This is a genomic window from Paenibacillus amylolyticus (assembly GCF_003719335.1).
Classification (GTDB): Bacteria; Bacillota; Bacilli; order Paenibacillales; family Paenibacillaceae; genus Paenibacillus; species Paenibacillus amylolyticus_D.
On sequence record NZ_RIAS01000007.1, the window covers coordinates 41,279 to 61,380 of the forward strand.

The 20,102-nt window shown below is 46.3% G+C and carries 18 protein-coding genes; 13 read left to right on the forward strand and 5 right to left on the reverse strand.

The genetic code is table 11. The features are described 5' to 3' along the window. The first annotated feature begins 167 nt into the window (after window positions 1-167). Together EC604_RS14295 and EC604_RS14300 are read left to right on the forward strand one after the other, a co-directional pair. The gene (locus EC604_RS14295) at window positions 168-3,308 is read left to right on the forward strand and encodes a copper amine oxidase N-terminal domain-containing protein (RefSeq protein ID WP_123064799.1); all 3,141 of its coding nucleotides are present in this window, start codon (window positions 168-170) and stop codon (window positions 3,306-3,308) included. A 313-nt stretch (window positions 3,309-3,621) separates the two neighbouring features. Then, on the forward strand, window positions 3,622-4,569 hold the full coding sequence (locus tag EC604_RS14300) for an AraC family transcriptional regulator (protein ID WP_123064800.1): 948 nt from the start codon (window positions 3,622-3,624) through the stop codon (window positions 4,567-4,569). A 156-nt stretch (window positions 4,570-4,725) separates the two neighbouring features. On the opposite strand, the gene EC604_RS14305 is transcribed toward EC604_RS14300, so the two are convergent. After that, on the reverse strand, window positions 4,726-5,598 hold the full coding sequence (locus EC604_RS14305; RefSeq protein ID WP_123064801.1) for a hypothetical protein: 873 nt from the start codon (window positions 5,596-5,598) through the stop codon (window positions 4,726-4,728). 410 nt (window positions 5,599-6,008) lie between these two features. Between EC604_RS14305 and EC604_RS14310 the strand changes: the two genes are divergently transcribed. From EC604_RS14310 to EC604_RS14320, 3 genes are all read left to right on the forward strand, one after another. Beyond that, the gene (locus EC604_RS14310; protein WP_123064802.1) at window positions 6,009-6,242 is read left to right on the forward strand and encodes a hypothetical protein; all 234 of its coding nucleotides are present in this window, start codon (window positions 6,009-6,011) and stop codon (window positions 6,240-6,242) included. 286 nt (window positions 6,243-6,528) lie between these two features. Beyond that, window positions 6,529-7,359 (forward strand): alpha/beta hydrolase, encoded by an 831-nt coding sequence (locus EC604_RS14315; RefSeq protein ID WP_123064803.1) that lies wholly within the window; start codon window positions 6,529-6,531, stop codon window positions 7,357-7,359. 113 nt (window positions 7,360-7,472) lie between these two features. After that, window positions 7,473-8,258, forward strand: coding sequence for a DODA-type extradiol aromatic ring-opening family dioxygenase (locus tag EC604_RS14320; RefSeq protein ID WP_123064804.1), 786 nt, complete (start codon window positions 7,473-7,475; stop codon window positions 8,256-8,258). A gap of 195 nt (window positions 8,259-8,453) precedes the next feature. Here EC604_RS14320 and EC604_RS14325 read toward each other — a convergent pair whose 3' ends face one another. Together EC604_RS14325 and EC604_RS14330 are read right to left on the reverse strand one after the other, a co-directional pair. Then, window positions 8,454-8,666: a hypothetical protein gene (locus EC604_RS14325; RefSeq protein ID WP_123064805.1), complete on the reverse strand. Its 213-nt coding sequence runs from the start codon at window positions 8,664-8,666 to the stop codon at window positions 8,454-8,456. Window positions 8,667-8,895: 229 nt separating this feature from the next. After that, entirely contained in the window at window positions 8,896-9,435 is a 540-nt protein-coding gene (locus EC604_RS14330; RefSeq protein ID WP_123064806.1) for a DoxX family protein, read from the reverse strand. Window positions 9,436-9,780: 345 nt separating this feature from the next. Between EC604_RS14330 and EC604_RS14335 the strand changes: the two genes are divergently transcribed. From EC604_RS14335 to corA, 4 genes are all read left to right on the forward strand, one after another. Beyond that, window positions 9,781-10,851 (forward strand): DUF3048 domain-containing protein, encoded by a 1,071-nt coding sequence (locus tag EC604_RS14335; protein ID WP_123064807.1) that lies wholly within the window; start codon window positions 9,781-9,783, stop codon window positions 10,849-10,851. Window positions 10,852-11,212: 361 nt separating this feature from the next. Continuing rightward, entirely contained in the window at window positions 11,213-11,830 is a 618-nt protein-coding gene (locus EC604_RS14340) for a DUF47 domain-containing protein (RefSeq protein ID WP_123064808.1), read from the forward strand. A gap of 14 nt (window positions 11,831-11,844) precedes the next feature. After that, the gene (locus tag EC604_RS14345) at window positions 11,845-12,834 is read left to right on the forward strand and encodes an inorganic phosphate transporter (protein WP_123064809.1); all 990 of its coding nucleotides are present in this window, start codon (window positions 11,845-11,847) and stop codon (window positions 12,832-12,834) included. 319 nt (window positions 12,835-13,153) lie between these two features. Further along, on the forward strand, window positions 13,154-14,113 hold the full coding sequence (gene corA, locus EC604_RS14350) for a magnesium/cobalt transporter CorA (protein WP_123064810.1): 960 nt from the start codon (window positions 13,154-13,156) through the stop codon (window positions 14,111-14,113). Window positions 14,114-14,307: 194 nt separating this feature from the next. Here the strand turns inward: corA and EC604_RS14355 are convergent, their stop codons facing one another. Together EC604_RS14355 and EC604_RS14360 are read right to left on the reverse strand one after the other, a co-directional pair. After that, window positions 14,308-15,396: a DNA alkylation repair protein gene (locus EC604_RS14355; protein WP_123064811.1), complete on the reverse strand. Its 1,089-nt coding sequence runs from the start codon at window positions 15,394-15,396 to the stop codon at window positions 14,308-14,310. A 131-nt stretch (window positions 15,397-15,527) separates the two neighbouring features. Beyond that, window positions 15,528-16,163 carry a tyrosine protein kinase gene (locus EC604_RS14360; protein ID WP_123064812.1) on the reverse strand — a complete coding sequence of 212 codons (636 nt, stop codon included), beginning with the start codon at window positions 16,161-16,163 and terminating at the stop codon, window positions 15,528-15,530. Window positions 16,164-16,637: 474 nt separating this feature from the next. Here EC604_RS14360 and EC604_RS14365 point away from each other — a divergent pair, with 474 nt between their 5' ends. The 4 genes from EC604_RS14365 (at window position 16,638) to bioD (ending at window position 20,102) form a co-directional block, all read left to right on the forward strand. Further along, window positions 16,638-16,928 carry a YerC/YecD family TrpR-related protein gene (locus tag EC604_RS14365; RefSeq protein ID WP_017690665.1) on the forward strand — a complete coding sequence of 97 codons (291 nt, stop codon included), beginning with the start codon at window positions 16,638-16,640 and terminating at the stop codon, window positions 16,926-16,928. A 3-nt stretch (window positions 16,929-16,931) separates the two neighbouring features. Next, on the forward strand, window positions 16,932-17,714 hold the full coding sequence (locus tag EC604_RS14370; RefSeq protein ID WP_123064813.1) for a sirohydrochlorin chelatase: 783 nt from the start codon (window positions 16,932-16,934) through the stop codon (window positions 17,712-17,714). 295 nt (window positions 17,715-18,009) lie between these two features. Further along, window positions 18,010-19,368: an adenosylmethionine--8-amino-7-oxononanoate transaminase gene (gene bioA, locus EC604_RS14375; protein WP_240036893.1), complete on the forward strand. Its 1,359-nt coding sequence runs from the start codon at window positions 18,010-18,012 to the stop codon at window positions 19,366-19,368. Continuing rightward, window positions 19,365-20,102 (forward strand): dethiobiotin synthase, encoded by a 738-nt coding sequence (gene bioD, locus EC604_RS14380; protein WP_123064815.1) that lies wholly within the window; start codon window positions 19,365-19,367, stop codon window positions 20,100-20,102. The genes bioA and bioD overlap by 4 nt, the downstream gene beginning before the upstream one ends.

A 20,102-nucleotide genomic window follows, 5' to 3' on the forward strand; every position in this document is an offset into this window, starting at 1 on the left:
TTGCAGGTGGATGCAAGGCCAAAGTTTCTGCGAAAATAATTTTGGGGGAACCGGAAACCTTTTAACGATTCGGAACGTCTTAGTTGTGCATAGGTAAATACAGGAATTACTGAAATGAACAGCTAACTATAAGAGTGTACCAATTATAGGAGAATGGGGATAGGTTTATGAGGAAAGCGGGAGGAAATCAAGTCAAAAAAGTGATGTCAGCACTGGCTGTATCAGCCATGCTTATGTCTGCACTGCCAACATCGGTGATGGATGCAGCCGCAAGAATCAGCATTTATATTAACGGTACAGAGGTGCCAGCGGTTCAAGCCCCTGTGATGAAGGCTGGACGTGTACTCGTTCCACTCCGTTCGATCTTTGAAGGAATTGACGCGGAAGTGCAGTTCAACAATAGAACGAAAACCATTACAGCAACCCGTGGGGATCAAGAAGTGACATTAACACTTGGTTCCAAGGCTGCATATATCAATGGTCAATTGAATGTGATGGATGTTCCTGCGAGTACGATTAAGGGCAGTACCATGGTGCCCATTCGTTTTGTGAGCGAAGCTTTTGGGGAAAAAGTATTCTGGAACTCACGCAGTCAGCGTGTGGATGTTAAAACCACATATACACCTGAAACGCCGGTTGATGATACACAGTTTTCCGCTTGGAATATTTACGGATCAGTATCTGGCGGTAACGGAGATGGCCGTGACCTGACAGTAAGCTTCACACGTGCAAAGTCAGAAAGAACAGTGTCAGCTTACAGGGTAATGCTGGTCAAAAGTGGGGATACCAACAGCTTTAAAGAATCCGTTGCTTCGGCCGTATCTCCTGCGAACTACACTTCAATAACACCAAATGGCACCAACCCGAAGCTGACACTTAATGCTCAGACACGCGACGTCAACGGTGATCTGCTGAATAGCAATGAAACCTACCGATTGTATGTACTGACTGTAGGCAACAGCAACAATAACTACCAAAACTATTTAGGTTGGTCTTCACAGGTTCTGAAGCTGAACCAGGTGAAGCCTTCTGTTCAAGCTGTGACGGGACTGCGTATTGCTGATGTTAGTGATAACGGAGACGGAAGGGATCTGGAGATCAACTTCACACAGCCAAGCACCAATTCGAATATTACGAATTACCGTGCATTTGTTGTGAAAGCGAAGGACGCATCCTCATTTAACCAGGCTGCTGCGAGCAAGGTATCCAGCACAAATTCCACGACTATCAATAAAGGGAATTCCAGCACGGTCAAAAGCACACTGAACTCTTCGACGCGGGATACTTCGGGCGAGTTGATCAAAAATGGAACGGCGTACGTTGTTTATATTATGTCTGTAAGTGCGAATACAGCAACAGATAACAAGTTGTCTGCGGCTTCTTCTTCCCTGACGTTGTCCTTGAACACAACTCCGGCTCCGGTCATTACACAAGTGAGAGACATCTCGGATTATGGTGATGGACGCGATATTCAGGTAAGCTTTAACCGTGTATCGGATGAGTCGAAGATAACGAATTACCGTGTGTTTGTTGTACGCAACTCGGTAGCCAGCAGCTTTAACTTGCCTACAGCAAGTAATCTGTCTTCCAGTTTATATTACACCGTGAACAAAACAGGTAATAACCTCGTGGTTACATTGCCATCAAATATGCGGGATACCAGTGGTTATAACATCACAAACCTGCAGGATTATCGCATCTTTGTCATGGCAGCAGGCAATCAGCAGAACAACTACACCCATGCGTTGTCAGCTTCTTCAAATGTCTTGAGATTGACCTCCAATAGCAATGCAGGTGTGGCAACGAACCTGTCTGTTACAGATATTGCGGATAACGGAAATGGATCTGACCTGCGTGTGTCGTTTAGCAAAGCAAGCGATGAGTCCAATGTTTCTCACTATCGAGTATTCGTCGTACCTGCCAATAACGTAGGAAGTTTCAACCTGAATGCTGCGAATGCGTCGAACAATTATACACAAGTGAATAAAACAGGTGGTAATCTGACCGTAACACTTTCGAGTAACTCGGTTGATACCAATGGCTATAGAATTACGAACTACAACGCTTATCGTGTATTTGTTCTGTCCGTAAATAGTAACGGGAACTGGAGTCAGAACGCACTTTCCTCATCTTCGGCTCAAATTACGCTAACACCAAATGCAACGGTTATCGCACCGACCAGTGTGAGTGCAACCGATGTCGCGGATAATGGGAATGGCAGTGATCTGCGTGTAACATTCAACCGGTCAACAGATGAGAACAATGTGAATCATTATCGTGTGTTTGTTGTGAAAAATACGGCTGTTGGAAGCTTTAATCTGAATGCTGCATTGAATAACGGCTTCTACACGTATAGAAGTAAAAGTGGGAGTAATCAGGCTTTCACATTAGCAAGTGATGCTAGAGCAACGGACGGCAGCCTTATTGGCGATAATGTTGATTATCGGGTATTCGTCCTGGCGGTGAATAATAATTCATCTCAATCCAGCGCGCTGTCTTCAGCATCGCCTGTGGTTAAATTAGGTAGTGCTTCTCCTGTAACAGCAGTGGGCAGTGTAAGTGTAGCGGTTAAAAATCAGGGACAACAAGCGGGTAACGCTTCTGATGTAACTGTAAATTTTGCCAAAGCATCGAATGAAACAGGCATTGCCAAATATCGTCTGTTTATTGTCCCAGCAGATCAGGTACCTGGTTTTACGCTAAATACAGCGATGAACATTAATTATTATAATGATTTGGATAAAAGTAGTGCAGGCACTACGTTCGCATTGAGCGATGGATACCGGGATATTAATAATAAATCTATCGAGATCGGGAAAAAGTATAGAGTGTTTATTATGTCTGTATCCGACAGTGCTACTCGTTCATCAAGTCTTTCCGTTGCTTCCGACGAATTTAGTATTAGTAACATAGTACAATCTGTTCAAGCAGCCGTTATTACTGGTCTACAAAAATCAAGTACTGTAACTGAAGCAATCTACAAGTTGACCTTCATCAAACCATCTAGTGAAACTGGCATCTCCTCATATCAATTGTATATTGTGAAGGGAAGAGGAGCTGTTGATCCGGCTACAGCTGCTTCCAGCAGTAACTATTCAGTAGGAGATCCAAAAGCGGTTGAAGTTACTTTGAATACCAATGCTAGAGATACTTCAGGGGCTAGTCTTGTGGAGGGAGAAGAGTACACCGTATATATTCTGTCAGTTGCGTCTAATACAACAACCAACAGAAGTACGATCTCTAATCCATCTGAAGCATTTAAGCTCGAAAAAGCTCCAGCAGCTACACAATCAACTCCTCCGCAGTAAATAAATGAATGTGATTTCAAGTCATCTATCCCGAACGAATAAAGGACAGTCAGCTTCGACCTTTACAGACGGCACAGAGTTAGTCGATAGAATGGTAATGCTTCAACTCCCTTTCCATCCTTGGAAAGGGAGTTTTTCTTTGCAGCCGTTAATGCCAAGCAAGGGGAATTGCTCTCTGTATGACCAATGTCCTTATTTTTCCATATTTAGATATGCTCAAATAGGTTCCTAAGGCCATTGCTGGTCTTGGATCAAACCATGGATAATAGAAGTCATAGAGCGGACTAGCTCATGAGCCGAAAGGAAGGATGCAATGTTACCTTTTCGTTTGACGGGGCAACCAGATGCCCGGATGCCGCTTTATTTGTACGGTGTGGGCACACAGGAAGAGAAAGGACTGCATCGACCGGGGGGATTTCCGGTGTATCAGTTATTTTTGGCACGTGATGGTGGAGGACAGTTTAATATTTCTGGCAGAGGAACGATCGTAATGGGCACAGGGCAGCTGTTTGCTTTGGAACCGGGCATTGCTCATGAGTATATCGCACATACAAGAACGGGTGGAGAGCTGGGGTTTATAGGAATCGGCGGCGAATCAGCGAATTCAGTACTTCGGGCGACAGGCATCATGTGCGGGAAACCTTGTACATTAACCGGGTTTGATCTGATTTGGTCACAGATGACGGAACTGTGGAAGGTGTTGGATCAGGGCGGGGTGTCGATGTGGCAAATGTCCACTTTGATCTACCAACTTATTCTGGAGATCGCTCAGGCTATAGCCCCAGCCGGTTCCGTTTCTTCAGAGAGGCAGGGAAATACTGGGCAACTGTCTGTCAGGACAGGCAGTCCAGCGCGAGAGAGCAGCGGTTCAGGTTCACATGTACATGGGAATTCGGAAGCTGGTCTGGAGGGACTCAACCGGGCAATCGTCTTGATGCAGGCTCATTATCAGGACGATCTGTTATTTAAACATATAGCAGAGGCGGTAGGATACTCTGTGCAGCATTTGAATCGTTTATTCCATCAGCATTATGGGGTGACTGGACATCAGTACATGCAGCGCTGGCGTTTACAAAAGGGACTGGATTGGCTTAACGAACATCCTGAGGCTAGTGTGAAGGAAGCTGCGGAGAATGTAGGCATGGAAGTGAATTATTTTATTCGTATGTTCAAGCGTGAATTCGGGGAAACGCCAGGCAAAGGCATCAAACTACGCAATCAGCTCAGACTGGAGCAGAACCTTCACCCCCGTCACAAATAAAATACGAATCTGCAATAAAAAAAGAGACCTGACGGTCTCTTAGACGAAATTGCTCATAAAGTAAAAGAGTATCTGTGTGAACCACGATCTTGCTGGAGATCATGGGTTCTCCCAAAACGATATGGAAACAAGCACATTCAAAAGTGCATCCTGCGGTCATGCCTGCTTTTTTTGGCCAAAGAGAGGCCTGATTAAAACTAGACCAACCATACCAATGACGGCGCTAACCCACGGAGCCATGTAGAACACAGGAAGTTTATCCCGAAGTGGATAACCGACAAAGAGAACAAGCACAACGACAACAATATAAATGATGATGCCCCGAACGTTAATTTTTGGCATGACATGTTTGTCTGCTCCTTGGTCATCCGGGCGTTCCGCTAATCGGCGCAACATCTCCACGAGCGCAATCCCCCCTACGGCGGCAATGATGAGAGAGAATAGGCTGATATGCTCGAACGCCTCCGTATCGCCGTCTGTTAAGCTGAAGAATAGTCCTGCACAGCCCTGAATGAACAGGACAACGGATATGGCTGCCCAGGCAATCATCACATACCATTTTGGCGTCCGTTTCACAGGCTCTGGTGTATCCGAGTGGTCGGCAGACTGAGCGATGCTGGCCTTGATGTTCTTTTTAGAACCTCCAGCAGATTGGGAATGTTGTTTCCGATAACCCTGATTTTTTTCGGGATGGACACTTCCGCTACGGTTTTCCCTGATTGAATCTTTCCCTGTGCTTGCCCCTGATTGCGCATATGTATCTGACTGGCTTAATCCAAGTTGGGTATAAATATCCTGTTGCAGATCAGAGCCGTACAACTCGCGTGCAGATTTGTTATCTTTCTGTGCTTGTACGATGGCTTTTCCCGCAGCGAGAATCCATTCTTCCTGTGTTTTCTCGTCTGCTGGCGCTTGCCTTGCGATGGTGCTGATCTGGTTATACAATTTAACGTTGTCTGGTGTCATACGGCTCATCTCTGTGATTTGCCGATTTTGTATTTCTTTCAGCTTTTTATAGGAAATCCCCAATGCTTGCTCCCCCTGTCTCACACGTTATGATCTTCACTCCATGAAGACCCTGACGATATTTTAGTATACGGGAAGGGTTCTCTTTTCGCAAAGTCATTCCTTATAAAACAACTGCTTGTGATTCACCCATAGCCCGATACAGGCTAACACAACACAGGTGCATAAGAGCACCAGTTTTCCATGATGCTGAATCCATCCGAGTAGATGTGCCATGAGTTCATTCCTTTCGGTAACAGGTCTCCTGGACAGGCATACCTGTGATTTTGGTTTTATTTTCCCCTGTGAAGGGGTGAATATACATAGCTTGGTTGGAAGAAGCAACGATTCTGTGAACCATGAATAAAGAGCTGCCCAATCCATCACAATAGTAGCATTTCCAAACTGAAATGGTGGATAGGAGTGTGGTTAGCATGGATAAACAATCAGATCTGACACGAAAGATGCTGCTTAACAGTAATTCCCGTGGTATCGTGGATGAAGTGGTGCCGATGGAAGATACCGTGGAGGATACAGAGTTCGGCGAAGAGCTGAATGATGATAACTGGCAGGGTAGAAGCTTCTGGGACAATGAGGGAGCAGGTCAGCAGCATGAATGGAACGGACGTATTGAGACTCATGCGATGTTTCGCAGGAGCTATGAGTAGGATCGTGCAGATATAACGCAAGGATACAGGAATTGATCAGGAATATTTGGAGCCCGGCTGAATGCAGCTTGGCTCTTTTTTGCGAGATAAGGCGTACGAAAAGAGAACAGTTGTGCATAAAATAATGGGGTCATTTCTCGCGTTGACTTGCAGGTGAGGGAATGATAATATACTAATATCTTATTAATACTTACTAAACTTATCGGATTAAACATAATTGATTGAAATACGTTGATTATATAACAATGAATTAGGCGCAAGGTCGTCATCGAAAGGGGAAATCCGTATGGAACGTCAGATCAGCATTCGTCACGGGGAAGAGGAGTTAACTGCGACCATTCACTATCCGGTTGTCAAAGATATTAAAGAGGAGACACGTCAGCAACGTGTGCCTCTGGCTGTCATATGCCACGGCTTTGTGGGGAGTCGAATTGGAGTGGACCGATTGTTTGTGAAGACAGCTCGTGAACTCGCGGAAGACGGATATCTGGTGCTGCGTTTCGATTATATTGGTTGCGGAGAGAGCAGCGGGGAGTACGGAGCAGAAGGATTAGAATCCATGATACTGCAGACTCGTTCTGTGCTGGATTATGCTGTGAACTGCAGTGATGTCGACCCTACACGTGTGACTCTGATCGGACATAGCTTGGGTGGAGCTGTTGCGCTGTTGACTGCTGTACGTGACAAACGGGTTAAAAATCTCGTCATGTGGTCCGCTGTCGGTTATCCGTTCAACGATATCGTGAAGATTACGGGTAGGGATGTGTATGACGAGGGTGTGAGAACAGGGGCTGCCGATTATCTTGGTTATAAATTTACGCCTAAATTCTTTGACTCTTTGGCAGAGCATCAGCCATTCCAGGAAGCTGTGAAATTCGGTGGAGATGTGCTGGTTGTGCACGGTACTTCGGATGAAGTCATTCCTGTGGATTATGCATTCTTGTATCAAAAAGTGTTCTGGATGCGCCAGGAAGGGCGCTGCGACAAGGAAATCATTTTCCAGGGCAATCATACCTTTTCATCTGGTAAGGAGCGTGAACAACTGATCACACGTACGAGAGAATGGCTCGGAGAGCGTCAGAAGATTGAAGAGAACTGGCAACACTGGATGATCTAAGCGATAAGCCTTACGTCATCATTCAAAAGTCACGGGTATTAACTTGGAAAAGCGCTTGCTTCGGGGTAAAATAGAAAGGTAAGCATCCTATCCGTGTCTGGAGGTTGGCAGCGATGACATTACCTGCACTATTCATTGCGCATGGTTCTCCTACGCTGGCGTTGGAGAGCAGTGATTACACTCAATTTTTGAACGAGCTTGGAGACAGGCTGCCGGCTCCAAAGGCCATCGTTGTATTCACCGCACACTGGGACTGTCCCGAGCCTTCGGTGACGATGGATGAGTCCCATCAGACCTTGCATGATTTTTACGGATACCCTTCAGCGTTGTATAACATACAATACCCTGCAGTCGGGCAGACCGATGTTGCGAGCGAGATTTGTGCGTTATTCTCCCGTAGCAACTTGCCACATCGACCTGTTCGTGAGCGTGGACTGGATCATGGCGTATGGGTGCCGCTGCTTCATATGTACCCTGAAGCGAACGTTCCGGTTATTGCTGTATCGGTGGATTCGCTCCGTTCCCCGCAAGAGCAGTATGATATCGGGCGCATGCTGGAGCAGCTCAGACATGATAACGTGCTGATCATCGGCAGTGGTGGAACAGTGCATAACCTGAGAATGCTGGCACAGGATGATGAGCCGCAGGATTGGGCCGCAGAGTTCGATGACTGGCTCGCTGAGCGTTTAGAGCAATGGAATACCAGAGAATTGTTTTTGTATGACAAAAAAGCCCCTCATTCTCGGACTGCCGTTCCGTCTTATGGCATGGAACATCTGGCGCCATTGTTCTACGCAATGGGCACAGCAGATATGTCTCGCACAGCGAAGCGATTATTTCAGTCGTATGCCTGCGGCACGTTAAGTCTGAATTGCTGGCAGTTTGGCGACGGCTTATAACTGGAAGCAGATGAGAACAGAAAAGATTGATCCAGATGGCGAAATGAAGAATACAGTACTATGAATATAAATAAGCAAAAAGGTTCCTGCGGTCAGTTGATTGACTGCATGGAACCTTTTTTTGGTTTTGGTGTTCAGAGAGCAGTATAGCGTTGTTATATAGTGAGGTACCTTCTGTATACGAACTGTTTAGGATTATTTGCGAAGTTCGAACAACTCACATTCGGTACGTGAGTGATAGGCCAGTTCACTGACACTGGATTGAACAACAACGGTTTTCTCGTCAAAACGAATGATGATACCTCCGGAGTCGATCTGGTGGTTATCTTTGAATACCCGGATTTTATGTTTTAAGGTCATGGCTTCCTGAAAATCGGCGTCGGTTTCGAGACGGCGCTGCGTCGGCATAGGGATACTCCTTTGGTTTGTTAGACTTTATAACCATCATAATATGGGATTCTACTGGTGAGCAAGTGTAGAGACTTGAATGCACAATGGTTGAAGATGGAAGAATGATTGGTAATAAGAGCCGATCAGCATAGTTAGTCAGGTTCTGAACAAACGAATGAAAATCATGCAATAAAAAGCCCTGCTCCAAGGGGAGGGAGCAGGGCCGAATTTCTTATTATTTTAGCGTTTAAGCTGTTCTCTTCGTTGGTGTAATGGTTGGCGTGTCTGTTGGCTGAATAGTTCTGTCCTTTTTGAACAACCCGCGAAGGTAAGGCAGTACCCAGTGATCCAGACCGATTTTACCAGCGTTTGCACCAGCTACGACGATGAAGATTTCCATCACTACCAGTTGAGCATTCGTGCTTACTGTACCCGAGAAGAGGAACGCGAAGTTCATGACCATCGCCATCAGAGCTGCCAGTGTTGTGAAGCATCCAAGAATGAGTCCCAAACCTACCAGGAATTCACCGAGCGGGATCACGAAGTCGAACAATCCGGCATTCGGAATGGCGAACTTTTCAAGGAACGTTGCCCACCAAGCTTGAACGGCTGGATGATCGCCTGTTGCTTTTTCAAGTGCTCCTGTGAGGAACCCGCCAGCTTGGAATCCGCCAGTCAATTTGCTCCATCCGTGAGTCATCCAGTCATAACCGATATACACCCGAAGTACTGTTAAAATCCACATTGCCACTTTGTTTTCTCTAAGCCATTGGTTGAAGCTGAACATATAAACCACTCCTTTTATGGAATCTAGTGTGTTGTTTTTGTTTTTCTAAGTGATCACCTTTGATGTCTTTATTGTATATTCGAAAAGGTGTTTTGTTTGTGATTAAAATCACAATCTAGTTCAAATTTTAAGTAAGGTTTGAGAAGTTCACATTTAGGACATATTTATTTGCTTATTTCATGGTTCAAAGATAACTTTTGAGACAGGACAAGGCTTGGAAGACGCAGACAAAACGGAAACGTTGTGATTAAATGGAAAGAAATACGTGAGATGGTTGCCTGCATGAGAGGAATATCACATGACGAGTAGAAGAAAGTCAGCCAAATCGTTCAAGGAGGTCCTATATTGAAGTTTTTTTCTTGGAACAAAGCTTTATCAGCTGCATCGATCTGTCTCCTTGCCGTTAGTATTGCTGCTTGCCAGAATAAGGAGGCTGCCCAGATTCCTCAGCCGAAGCCTGTGCCCGAACCGATTCAGGAAGAGAAACCGGTGGAGGAACCCGCTGGTTCTGCCTTCATCGCACCTTTTACAGGACTTGCTGTGGAGAAAGCTCCAACTTTGCGGCCTCTGGCGGTCATGATCAACAATGCACCTGCCGCCCGTCCCCAATCGGGACTCAGCGCCGCGGATATTATCATTGAAGTGCTTGCCGAAGGCGGCATTACACGTTTCATTGCTATTTTTCAGAGTGAAGGTGGAGCAGAAACCGTCGGCCCAATACGCAGCATTCGTCCATACCTGATTGAGCTTGGCGAAAGTTATGACGGGGTGCTTATTCATGCCGGAGGCAGCCCGGAGGCCTATTCCATTTTGCAAAAACAGCGGAAACAGCACATGGACGAAATTTCGAATGGCGGGCCGTACTTCTGGCGTTCCAAAGAACGCAAAGCGCCTCACAATCTATATACATCTGTGGACAAGCTTAGAGAAGGTACGGACAAGAAAGGGTACAGCCATGAATTCCAATCTCCTGTGTACAAGTATGACGAGGCAGGAGCTACCTCCACTGGGGAGAGCGTGAAGCAGTTTGAACTCCATTATTTATTGAATAGTTACAAAGTTACGTATGATTATGATGAAGTTAGCGGACGATATATGAGAACGGTGAACGGGAAGCCAGATCAGGATAAAGATAACGGTAATCAGCTTGGTGCAGCCAATATCATTGTTGCTGGGGCAGACCATAAGGTGCTCGACGATGTAGGCAGGTTATCCGTGAACGTGGATGATGGCGGAGAGGCGATGCTGTTTCAGAAGGGCAAGATGATTCGTGGGCAATGGGTGAGAAAAGCGGGAGATATTATTCGTTTCGTCAAAGATGGGCGTGAAGTGAATCTCGTACCAGGGAAAACCTTCATTAACATTGTGCCGAACCATCCGCAGTTTGCAGATCATGTGAAGCTGACGGAGCAATAATAGGCCAAATACAAATGTCGGAACAACGTAATGAATCACGTTTGAAATACTGAAATGAAAGAAAGCGATGAATAGGGCTAAAATGGGTGACGATGTGTTGTCGTATCATAGCGATTTTTATGAAAATTGTTTTGGGTCACGCGTCGACTTTTGTGGAGTTTTGTAAACGCAGTGTAAAATATGAGTCTGATTTTGCCATAATTCCAAATATTTAAGATTCATTTCAGGTTAATATGAGAAGAATATAAAAAAGGATCGCAGCTTTTGTACAAACCATGAAACAAATATGATAAGATATCAAAGGTTGTCATTTCATGTTTCATCGGTTATCGGCGCAATTTCTCGAAGAGGGGATAGAGCTATGAAGATTAAGAAGAAGAAGGACATATTTTTTGAAACACTGGAGAATATGGCAGATACGGTTGTTCAAGCGGCAGATTATTTCTCCCAGCATGTTTCCAACCTTCAGGATGTAACTCTTTTTGCTAATGAAATGAAAAAGTACGAGTCACAATGTGATGACTACGTGCACACGATCATTACAGAACTCAACAAAACATTTATCACGCCGATCGAACGCGATGATATTATGGAACTGACAACAACTCTTGATGACGTATTGGACGGAATTGAAGCAACTGCTTCCCGTTTCTATATGTACAATTTGGTGGAACCAGACGAATATATCATTCAATTTGCAGAGATTTTGCGCGAATCGGCTTACGAAATTCAGAAGGCGATTCATTTGTTATCCCAGAAAAAATTGCTGGCGATTCGTGAATATACGATTCGTCTGAATGATTTGGAAAACCAAGGCGACGAAGTATTGCGTAACTGCATCAAGAATCTATTCGCTACTGTATCCGATCCGATTGAATTGATCAAGCGCAAAGAGATTTACGAACGTCTTGAGACAACAACGGATGCTTGCGAACATGTTGCGAACGTTCTTGAATCCATCATCATGCGTAATTCTTAAGGAGCCAGAGAATAATGGAAACAACGATTTGGGTATTAGGTATAGTCGTCTTCCTTGCACTGGCGTTTGACTTCATCAACGGTTTTCACGACACGGCTAATGCCATTGCAACATCGGTATCCACACGTGCACTGACGCCGCGCCGCGCCATTATTTTGGCGGCCGTGATGAACTTTGTAGGTGCGATGATGTTTACAGGTGTTGCGAAGACGATTGGGGGGAGCGTGACGGACCCCACCAAGCTCGATAACGGGATCGAGGTTGTCATCGTCACCTTGATTGCCGCGATCATCTGGAATTTGGTTACCTGGTGGTTTGGAATTCCTTCATCTTCTTCACATGCGTTGATCGGAGCGCTCGCGGGTGCAGTGCTCGTTGGAGCAGGCTCGGACAAAGTGAAATGGACTGGATTTATTGATATCGTCGGAGGTTTGCTGTTGTCACCTCTGATTGCTTTTGCCATTGGTTATATTGTCATGATGATTCTTAAATATGTGTTTGCCAAACGCAGTCCACACAATGTGAATAAAGGCTTCCGTACGGTACAGATCTTCACGGCTGCCCTGCAGGCATTCACGCATGGTACCAATGATGCACAGAAGGCGATGGGGATTATTACATTTGCACTCGTCGCGGCCAAGGTACAGGATCATCTTGAAGTACCACTATGGGTTAAAATTTCAGCAGCAACAGCTATGGCCCTGGGGACATCGGTGGGTGGTTGGAAAATCATCAAAACGATGGGGACTAAAATTTTCAAAATCGAACCAATTAACGGCTTTGCGGCCGACTTATCTGCTGCCTCCGTTATTTTCTCAGCAACACTGCTGCACCTTCCGGTAAGTACGACACACGCAATTACATCGGCGATTCTGGGTGTAGGTTCAGCGAAACGTTTCTCCGCTGTAAAATGGGGACTGGCTGGACGTATCATCATTACGTGGTTTATTACGATTCCAATTACCGGAGCACTTGCAGGTCTGTTGTACTGGATTATTTTCTAAATAGTTATCAACAGAAGAGTCGAGTATCCGCCCGATCGGATACAGTAAGTGAAGGACGAACCTGTTCATAACGATGTGAATATCGGGATATGTGGATAAATATACAATGAGTTGAATAAATGCCTGTGCACGAAGATGTGGACAGGCTGGATATGTGGATAGCCATCCGTGGAATGATAAACCAAAAGAAACCTTCCTGTGGATACAGGGAACTGTGGATAGGGGAAATGAGAGAAGCCAACAGGGTTGGCTTTTTTTGTTGTCCAGGTTGTACAATGAAATCAGAACTTCGATAAGAGACAAGGACGTGGTCTAATCCATGATTCGTACACTTGCGATTACACGGGATCATCAAGTCACGGTAAACATGCCGCTTGAACAGCTGGATTTACACGATTATGCCTGGGTATGGGCAGATTTCAACCAGCCTACCGAAGAAGAAAGTCGGCTGCTGGATACATATTTTCATTTTCACCCACTCGCCATTGAAGACTGTCTGCATGTATTGCAACGTCCCAAGCTGGATTACTATGAGAATCTGCAGTTTCTTGTGTTGCATGCACTGAATCCAGCCACGCTTGAGGCAGAAGAGGTGGACCTGTTTCTGGGACAGAACTTTCTGGTGTCATTCCATCATGGAAGATTGGAAGAAGTGGACGAAGCCTGGGACAGACTGCTGAAACACGCGCATGAGCGTACAATTTGGGCAAGAGGGCCGGTGGCGGCAGCATATACAGTAATGGACAAACTGGTCGATCATTATTTTCCATCACTGTTTGCTATTGAGGATGAGCTGGCTGAACTGGAAAATCGGGGTGGTCAGGAGTCAGTAGAAGAATTGATGAATCAGGTGTTTGACCTGCGCAGTCGACTCCTGAAGCTTAGACGCACTGTTGTCCCCATGCGGGATCTTCTTTACCGGGTCGTTAACTCGCAACATGTACAGCGAACAGGGGAACATACGGCATATTTCACCGATATTTATGACCACCTGCTCAAACTGACAGATATGATAGAAGCTGATCGGGAGATGACGGCAGACTTGCGCGATAGCTATATTTCGTTGAATTCGAATCGGATGAATCAGATTATGAAAACACTGACGGTCATTACGACGGTATTTATGCCACTCACTCTAATTGCAGGGATTTACGGCATGAACTTCGCCCATATGCCGGAGCTTCAGTGGAGGTATGGGTACGGCGCGGTACTGTTACTGATGTTTGTCCTGGGAGGCTGTATGGTGGCCTGGTTTGTGAAGCGCGGCTGGTTTAAATAAACAGGATAACTACTTGATGAATAAAGAGAGAAAAAAAGGCCGTCAGGTGAACCTTGTGGCAAACGATATACGTTGCCCCCAAGGTTGTTTGTTGCCTGACGGCTATGATTTGTCTACGTTTCTATCCACATGTGCATAAGTGATTTGCTCATAGAGACTTGTGCATAACTAAAATGAAGTTTCCATCTAGACGTTCAGTCCACCTTAAGCACAAAAGAAACGGTTTCCGTATCTTGCCCATTCACAACGATCGTGAGCGTATGCAGTCCCGCGTAATATTTACGTGTCGTAATGAGTTTGAATGATTGTTTGGTATGGACGGTACTGCGACCGTTTGCATACATCTTGTCCGAGCACTTAAAACGTTTGGGTGCCTGTTTGCCGTTAGCCTTCATATAACCAATCTCATATTCAAGCCTCAGCATCTGCGGTTCGCCGCTCGTATTAACCACATCGAATGAAAAATGAAGATCCTCACCCGTGGCAATCTGATCCCGATCCAGCTTCAGGTTTTCAATATGAACAGCCTCCTGCTTGTGATAGCCGAACAGGCTCAGTGCAACAGGGTGCCCTTTCTTCAGCAGTGAACGACTTGCGTGGCGGATAATCCAGTCGGTATGCGCGTTCTGACCGTACCAAGCTTGAGCTAAGTCCAGAACAAGATCAGGGTGATCCTTGGAAATATCGTTCAGATGATTCGCTACACTTTTTCGTACATAGAGGGACTCATCCTGCCTGAGCGCATGCAGGATCGGAAGCGTTGGTGTAGGATCAACGATCAAATCCCCAAGCTTGGCTCCCCATGGCAAACGAGGGCGGCTGCCTTCGCTGGCAAGCCTGCGAATATGCTCATCACTGCTTTCTGTCCATTCCATCAACTGTTTCAACGTCTTAAGCGGATAACGCTGGATGAACGGGCGCACCGCAAATTCAGAACTTGAATAAGGTGTGAATACCTTAAGATATTTCATCGATAACTCGTACTTATCGGGGGCAAGTCCGTTCACTTCAATGAAATCAGGCACAAAAAGGTACTCAACACCGCGCAACTGTGGAGCTGCCTGTTCAAGAATATGTAAGGCTTGTTCGTAATCGGCGGGTAGAACCTGGGTCAAAGATTCCGTAATTCGGCGAATCCTTGCTTTGAACTCCAGAAATTCCCAGCCTTCAGCGAAAACCAGTTCACGAAATTGCTGTGTTTGTAACTCTGGATAAAACTGACGCAATTGATTGGCAGTTCGATCAATGAGAGCAGGTGTATATTTATCTTTGAACAGTTCCATGGTCTGCCTCCTTATATGTAATCTCTAGTATACCTCATTTTCCAGGATAAGAACATAAGTTCTTGGTATTCGTTATTCAAAAGGAAAAGGGTTAAGGCACCCGCCTTCGTGAAGGGAGTGCCTGAATAGAGTTAACTTTTGCGTCTTTTGGGACGCGGTTTGGATGCTGCGGTTTTTCGGCGAGCTGGAGAAGCGGTGCGTTTCCGCTGTGTGCCCGTCGTTTTTTTGCGGCGTTTGCGCGGGCGCGGCTTCGAGTATTCTTCGAAGTCAGCGTCGGCTTCGCTGCTACTGTTTTTATTTTTTCCAAAAGGCAGAATGCCCATCACCAGTTTCATCATCGGGGCCATCTGCTGAATACCGCCAACGACCTTTTGCATTTTGGCCACGCCGTTCATAATGCCGTCAATGCCGCCGAAGCGGTCAATCATGCCTTTTAATTCACCTAGGTTGGCGAGAGAAAAGCCTGAGCTGCCTGAAGAGGCAGGGGTTTGAGTCGGAACGACTGGAGCAACGGGCACGACGTCGCTTCCATAAAGCCCTCCGCTGGGTGCGCCCTGCCCATAGGGTACAAGACCGGAAGCTTCAACCTCGGCGAAGCCCGGGTAAGTCGGATTAACCCCAGGGTACATCGGCTGGATCTGAGCTTCATTTAGAGAGCGCGGCACATTTCCATACGGGGCGTAGGCTGAGGTGCGAGCCTGCTGATGGCCTTGAGGAGCCGGACGTTGCCGTGTTCCTGGCGGGCGATGATAGTAATGCTGTGGCATGAACGATCACGTTCCTTCTATATTAGATTTTTCGGAATTGCGTTCCACCGAGAAATCAATCCTGTGAAAATCATGGTATACAAGCGGGGTGGAACTCCCTTTTGATATACTGTATGTCATTCGCGGAGAGGCGGCGTAGGCGGGTATCACGGAAAACGGGATATTTGCGGAAATGGGCGCAAATCATGCCAGAGTTTGTAAGATGGTTTTCAGGAAGAAAAATGAATTTTGGACACAAATTTGTAACAATTAGCAGGTTTGAAATCCTAGATTAATAATCGGAAATGAGCACCCCTAAAGGGGCAATTATCGCAGTTTTTATGCTCGTTGTCCGCCTGTGGAGGACAATAGTATGTTTTGTAAGCGGTAACATGTGTTTTTGTTCTGTAGTGCGTGAAATCGTTAACGCTTGAAATACCAACTCAGGCTAGGTACAATGGATGTACACAGTAACCGCTAGGGGATGATGATAAAATGCAGCTGAAAAAGCTAAATGATAAAAGCATTGAACAACTATTTGAGGCGATCCTGACACTTAAGGATATTGAAGAGTGTTATGTCTTTTTTGATGACCTCTGCACCGTGAACGAGATTCAATCCATGTCCCAGCGGCTGGAAGTAGCACGTATGCTTGGCAAAGGCAACACGTACAACCAGATTGAAGCAGAGACGGGCGCGAGCACGGCTACGATTTCGCGTGTTAAACGTTGTCTGAATTACGGGAATGACGGTTATAAAATGACGCTGGAACGCCTGGGGCGCTAAGTCATGAAGAAGCCGGGTGTACTCATCATTAGTCACGGTTCTCAGGAGAAAACCTGGGTAGAATCCGTCGATGACGCGATTTCCCGGTTGAATCTGCCTGATCCGTTACCTGTTGAAGCCGGATTTCTGGAATTGGTGGATGGGCGTTTAATTCAGGACGGTATTAACCGACTGGAGGCGCAAGGTGTAACGGATCTGTTGGTTGTACCGCTATTTGTTTCCTCCGGCAGCACCCATGTGGATGAGATTGAATATGCAATTGGGGCGAAAGATGCACCTGAGCGTGAAACCGATCTCGAACCATTTGAGGTGAAGGCGCGGGTTCATTTTGGCTATCCGGTGGATAATGATCCTGATATTGCGGTGATGGTATGGGACAAGGTTCGGTCGTTATCACAGCAGCCTGAGCAGGAAACGATTTTGCTTGTCGGACATGGCAGTATTCACGATGGATTCCGCCAGCGCTGGGAAGCAGGCATTTCTTCGCTCGCGGAACGGGTGCAGCAGATCAGTGGCGTTGCTCATACAGACTATGCATTGCTTAATCCGGAAAGTGTATTTGATAAGGCAAAATACTGGAGCGAAGAGCGCGGCAGTCGCGTAATCGTAGCACCGCTGTTTTTGAGTGCCGGTTATTTTACCCAGCATGTAATTCCAGGTCGGCTTAAAGAGTTGGAATATGCATATAGTGGGGAAACGTTGTTGCCTCATCCGCTGCTTGGGCAGTGGCTGGAGCGCCAGATTCAGTTTTTGTTAGTGCAGTGCAACAGGGCTGTTCAAAGTTAAATAGCATCAAAGTGGGATTCTATTTAAAATGTATTCATGATAAAAAACGGCAGAGATGCCGTTTTTTTTTGTTTTATTGCGGACTTTATTTCGCTCTGCAAACGGTATCTCGAACCTAATCGAAATGATCAGAAGTGTTGAATGTGGAGTGAAAATAGGCCGCATGGAGAATGTAAAACTCTCTTTACAGCGGAGAATTTGTTTGATAAGATGTGCATGTCTCAATTGTTAACCATAAAAATTAATTTGGTTAACAATTAAATTTTAGATGATTTTGATGGAAAGGAGCTGTACGATGACACCATATGAACGGCTTGTAGCCATAGACCAGGCTCATGTCTGGCATCCTTTTACTCAGATGAAGGATTACAACCAGTCTGATCCCCTAATTATTGAACGAGGCGAAGGAGTTATGTTGTATGACGTACAGGGGAGGGCTTACTACGATGGTTTTTCTTCGGTTTGGCTTAATGTGCATGGGCACAATGTGCCGGAGCTGAATGAGGCCATCACTGCACAATTGGGACGAGTAGCACATTCCACACTGCTTGGCATGGCTAATATCCCTGCAATTGAGCTGGCCGAGAAACTTGTAGAGATTACACCTCAAGGATTGACGAAAGTATTTTATTCTGATGCAGGCGCAACCGGGGTGGAAATTGCAGTCAAGATGGCTTTTCAATATTGGATGAATCTCGGGAAAACCTCCAAAACCAAATTCATCACCATGAATCAGGCTTATCATGGGGACACCATTGGCGCAGTGAGCGTAGGTGCCATCCCGTTGTATCATGACGTATTTCGACCGATGCTGTTTCCGTCTTATGTCGTGCCCTATCCATATGCTTATCGACATGAGCGTGGTGCACATGGAGCAAAGGAAGCTACCCTGTCTGAGCTGCGCAAGATTCTTGAAACGAGTGCACATGAAATTGCGGCAATGATTGTCGAGCCGATTGTTCAAGGCGCAAGTGGCATCATCGTTATGCCCGAAGGCTGTCTGCGCGAGATGGCGACATTATGCCGGGAATATGACGTATTGTTTATCGCCGATGAGGTGGCTACAGGCTTTGGGAGGACAGGTATGATGTTTGCTTGTGATCATGAAGAGGTGTCCCCTGACCTGATGGTAGTTGGGAAGGGGCTGACTGGCGGTTATTTGCCTGTAGCGGCCACGCTGGCAACCGAAGAGGTGTATCGTGCTTTTTACGCGGATTATGAAGAGCAGAAAACTTTTTTCCACGGTCATTCGTTTACAGGTAATCCGCTTGGGTGTGCAGTCGCGCTGGCAAGCCTGAAACGATTTGAAGATCACCGTATGTTAGATGCTGTAAGGAGGAAAGCACTGTTGGTTGAGCACAAACTTCGTGCCATTCAGGATGCTCCGCATGTCGGAGAGATCCGGCAAAAGGGACTGATGGTGGGCATTGAACTGGTGAAGGACAAATCCACCCGGCAAGCGTATGAATGGGCAGAACGCATCGGCGTTCGTGTAACCGGGCGTGCCCGGGAACTGGGGATGCTGACGAGACCCTTAGGCCATGTCGTGGTGTTCATGCCTCCGCTTGCCAGCACCGATGCAGAACTGGATGCAATGACCGATATTCTGATGAAAGCCATTATCGATGTCACTGAGGGTGGACGTGTGAGATGAATGGAAAACAAGGGTTATTCGTAACAGGTACCGATACGGGTGTAGGCAAAACGGTAATTGCAGGTGCGCTTGTTGCTGCGCTTCGTGCGGAAGGGGGAAATGTCGGCGTTTGGAAACCGGTCCAGACGGGTGGACTTCCGGGTGACGGCACAACAGATGCAGAGCTTTTGCTGAAATACACGGGGATGGATTCCTACGCGGAGGATATTGCCTCGTTCACATTTGAGGCTCCACTTGCACCCATGCTTGCTGCAAAACAGGCGGGATTGAACATTACGTTACAGGATATTCTCAGTGCCGGGGAATCGATACGTAATCGATATGATTCCGTGTTTATTGAAGGCGCAGGTGGTGTAGCCGTTCCAATAACAGAGGACGCCTCGACGGCTGATCTGATAGCTGAGCTTCAGACTTCGGTATTAATCGTTGCAAGATCAGGGCTGGGTACGATCAATCATACGTTGCTTACGATGGAATACTTAGAACGCCGCGGAATTTCAATTCTAGGTTTCATTCTGAATGACGGTCTCTCAGGTGAGTTGTGCCTCGACCCAAGCGTGGAGACAAACGGGAGAATCATTGAACAATACAGCGGCATTCCTTGTCTGGGACATTTTCCCGAGCTTGCAGGAGAGATTGATTCCAAGAGGTTAATCCATGCGGTTCAGGCAACGATCAACCTTTCTCCCGTCAGAGATGCTTTGACCATTCGGAAAATGGAGGAATATCGATGA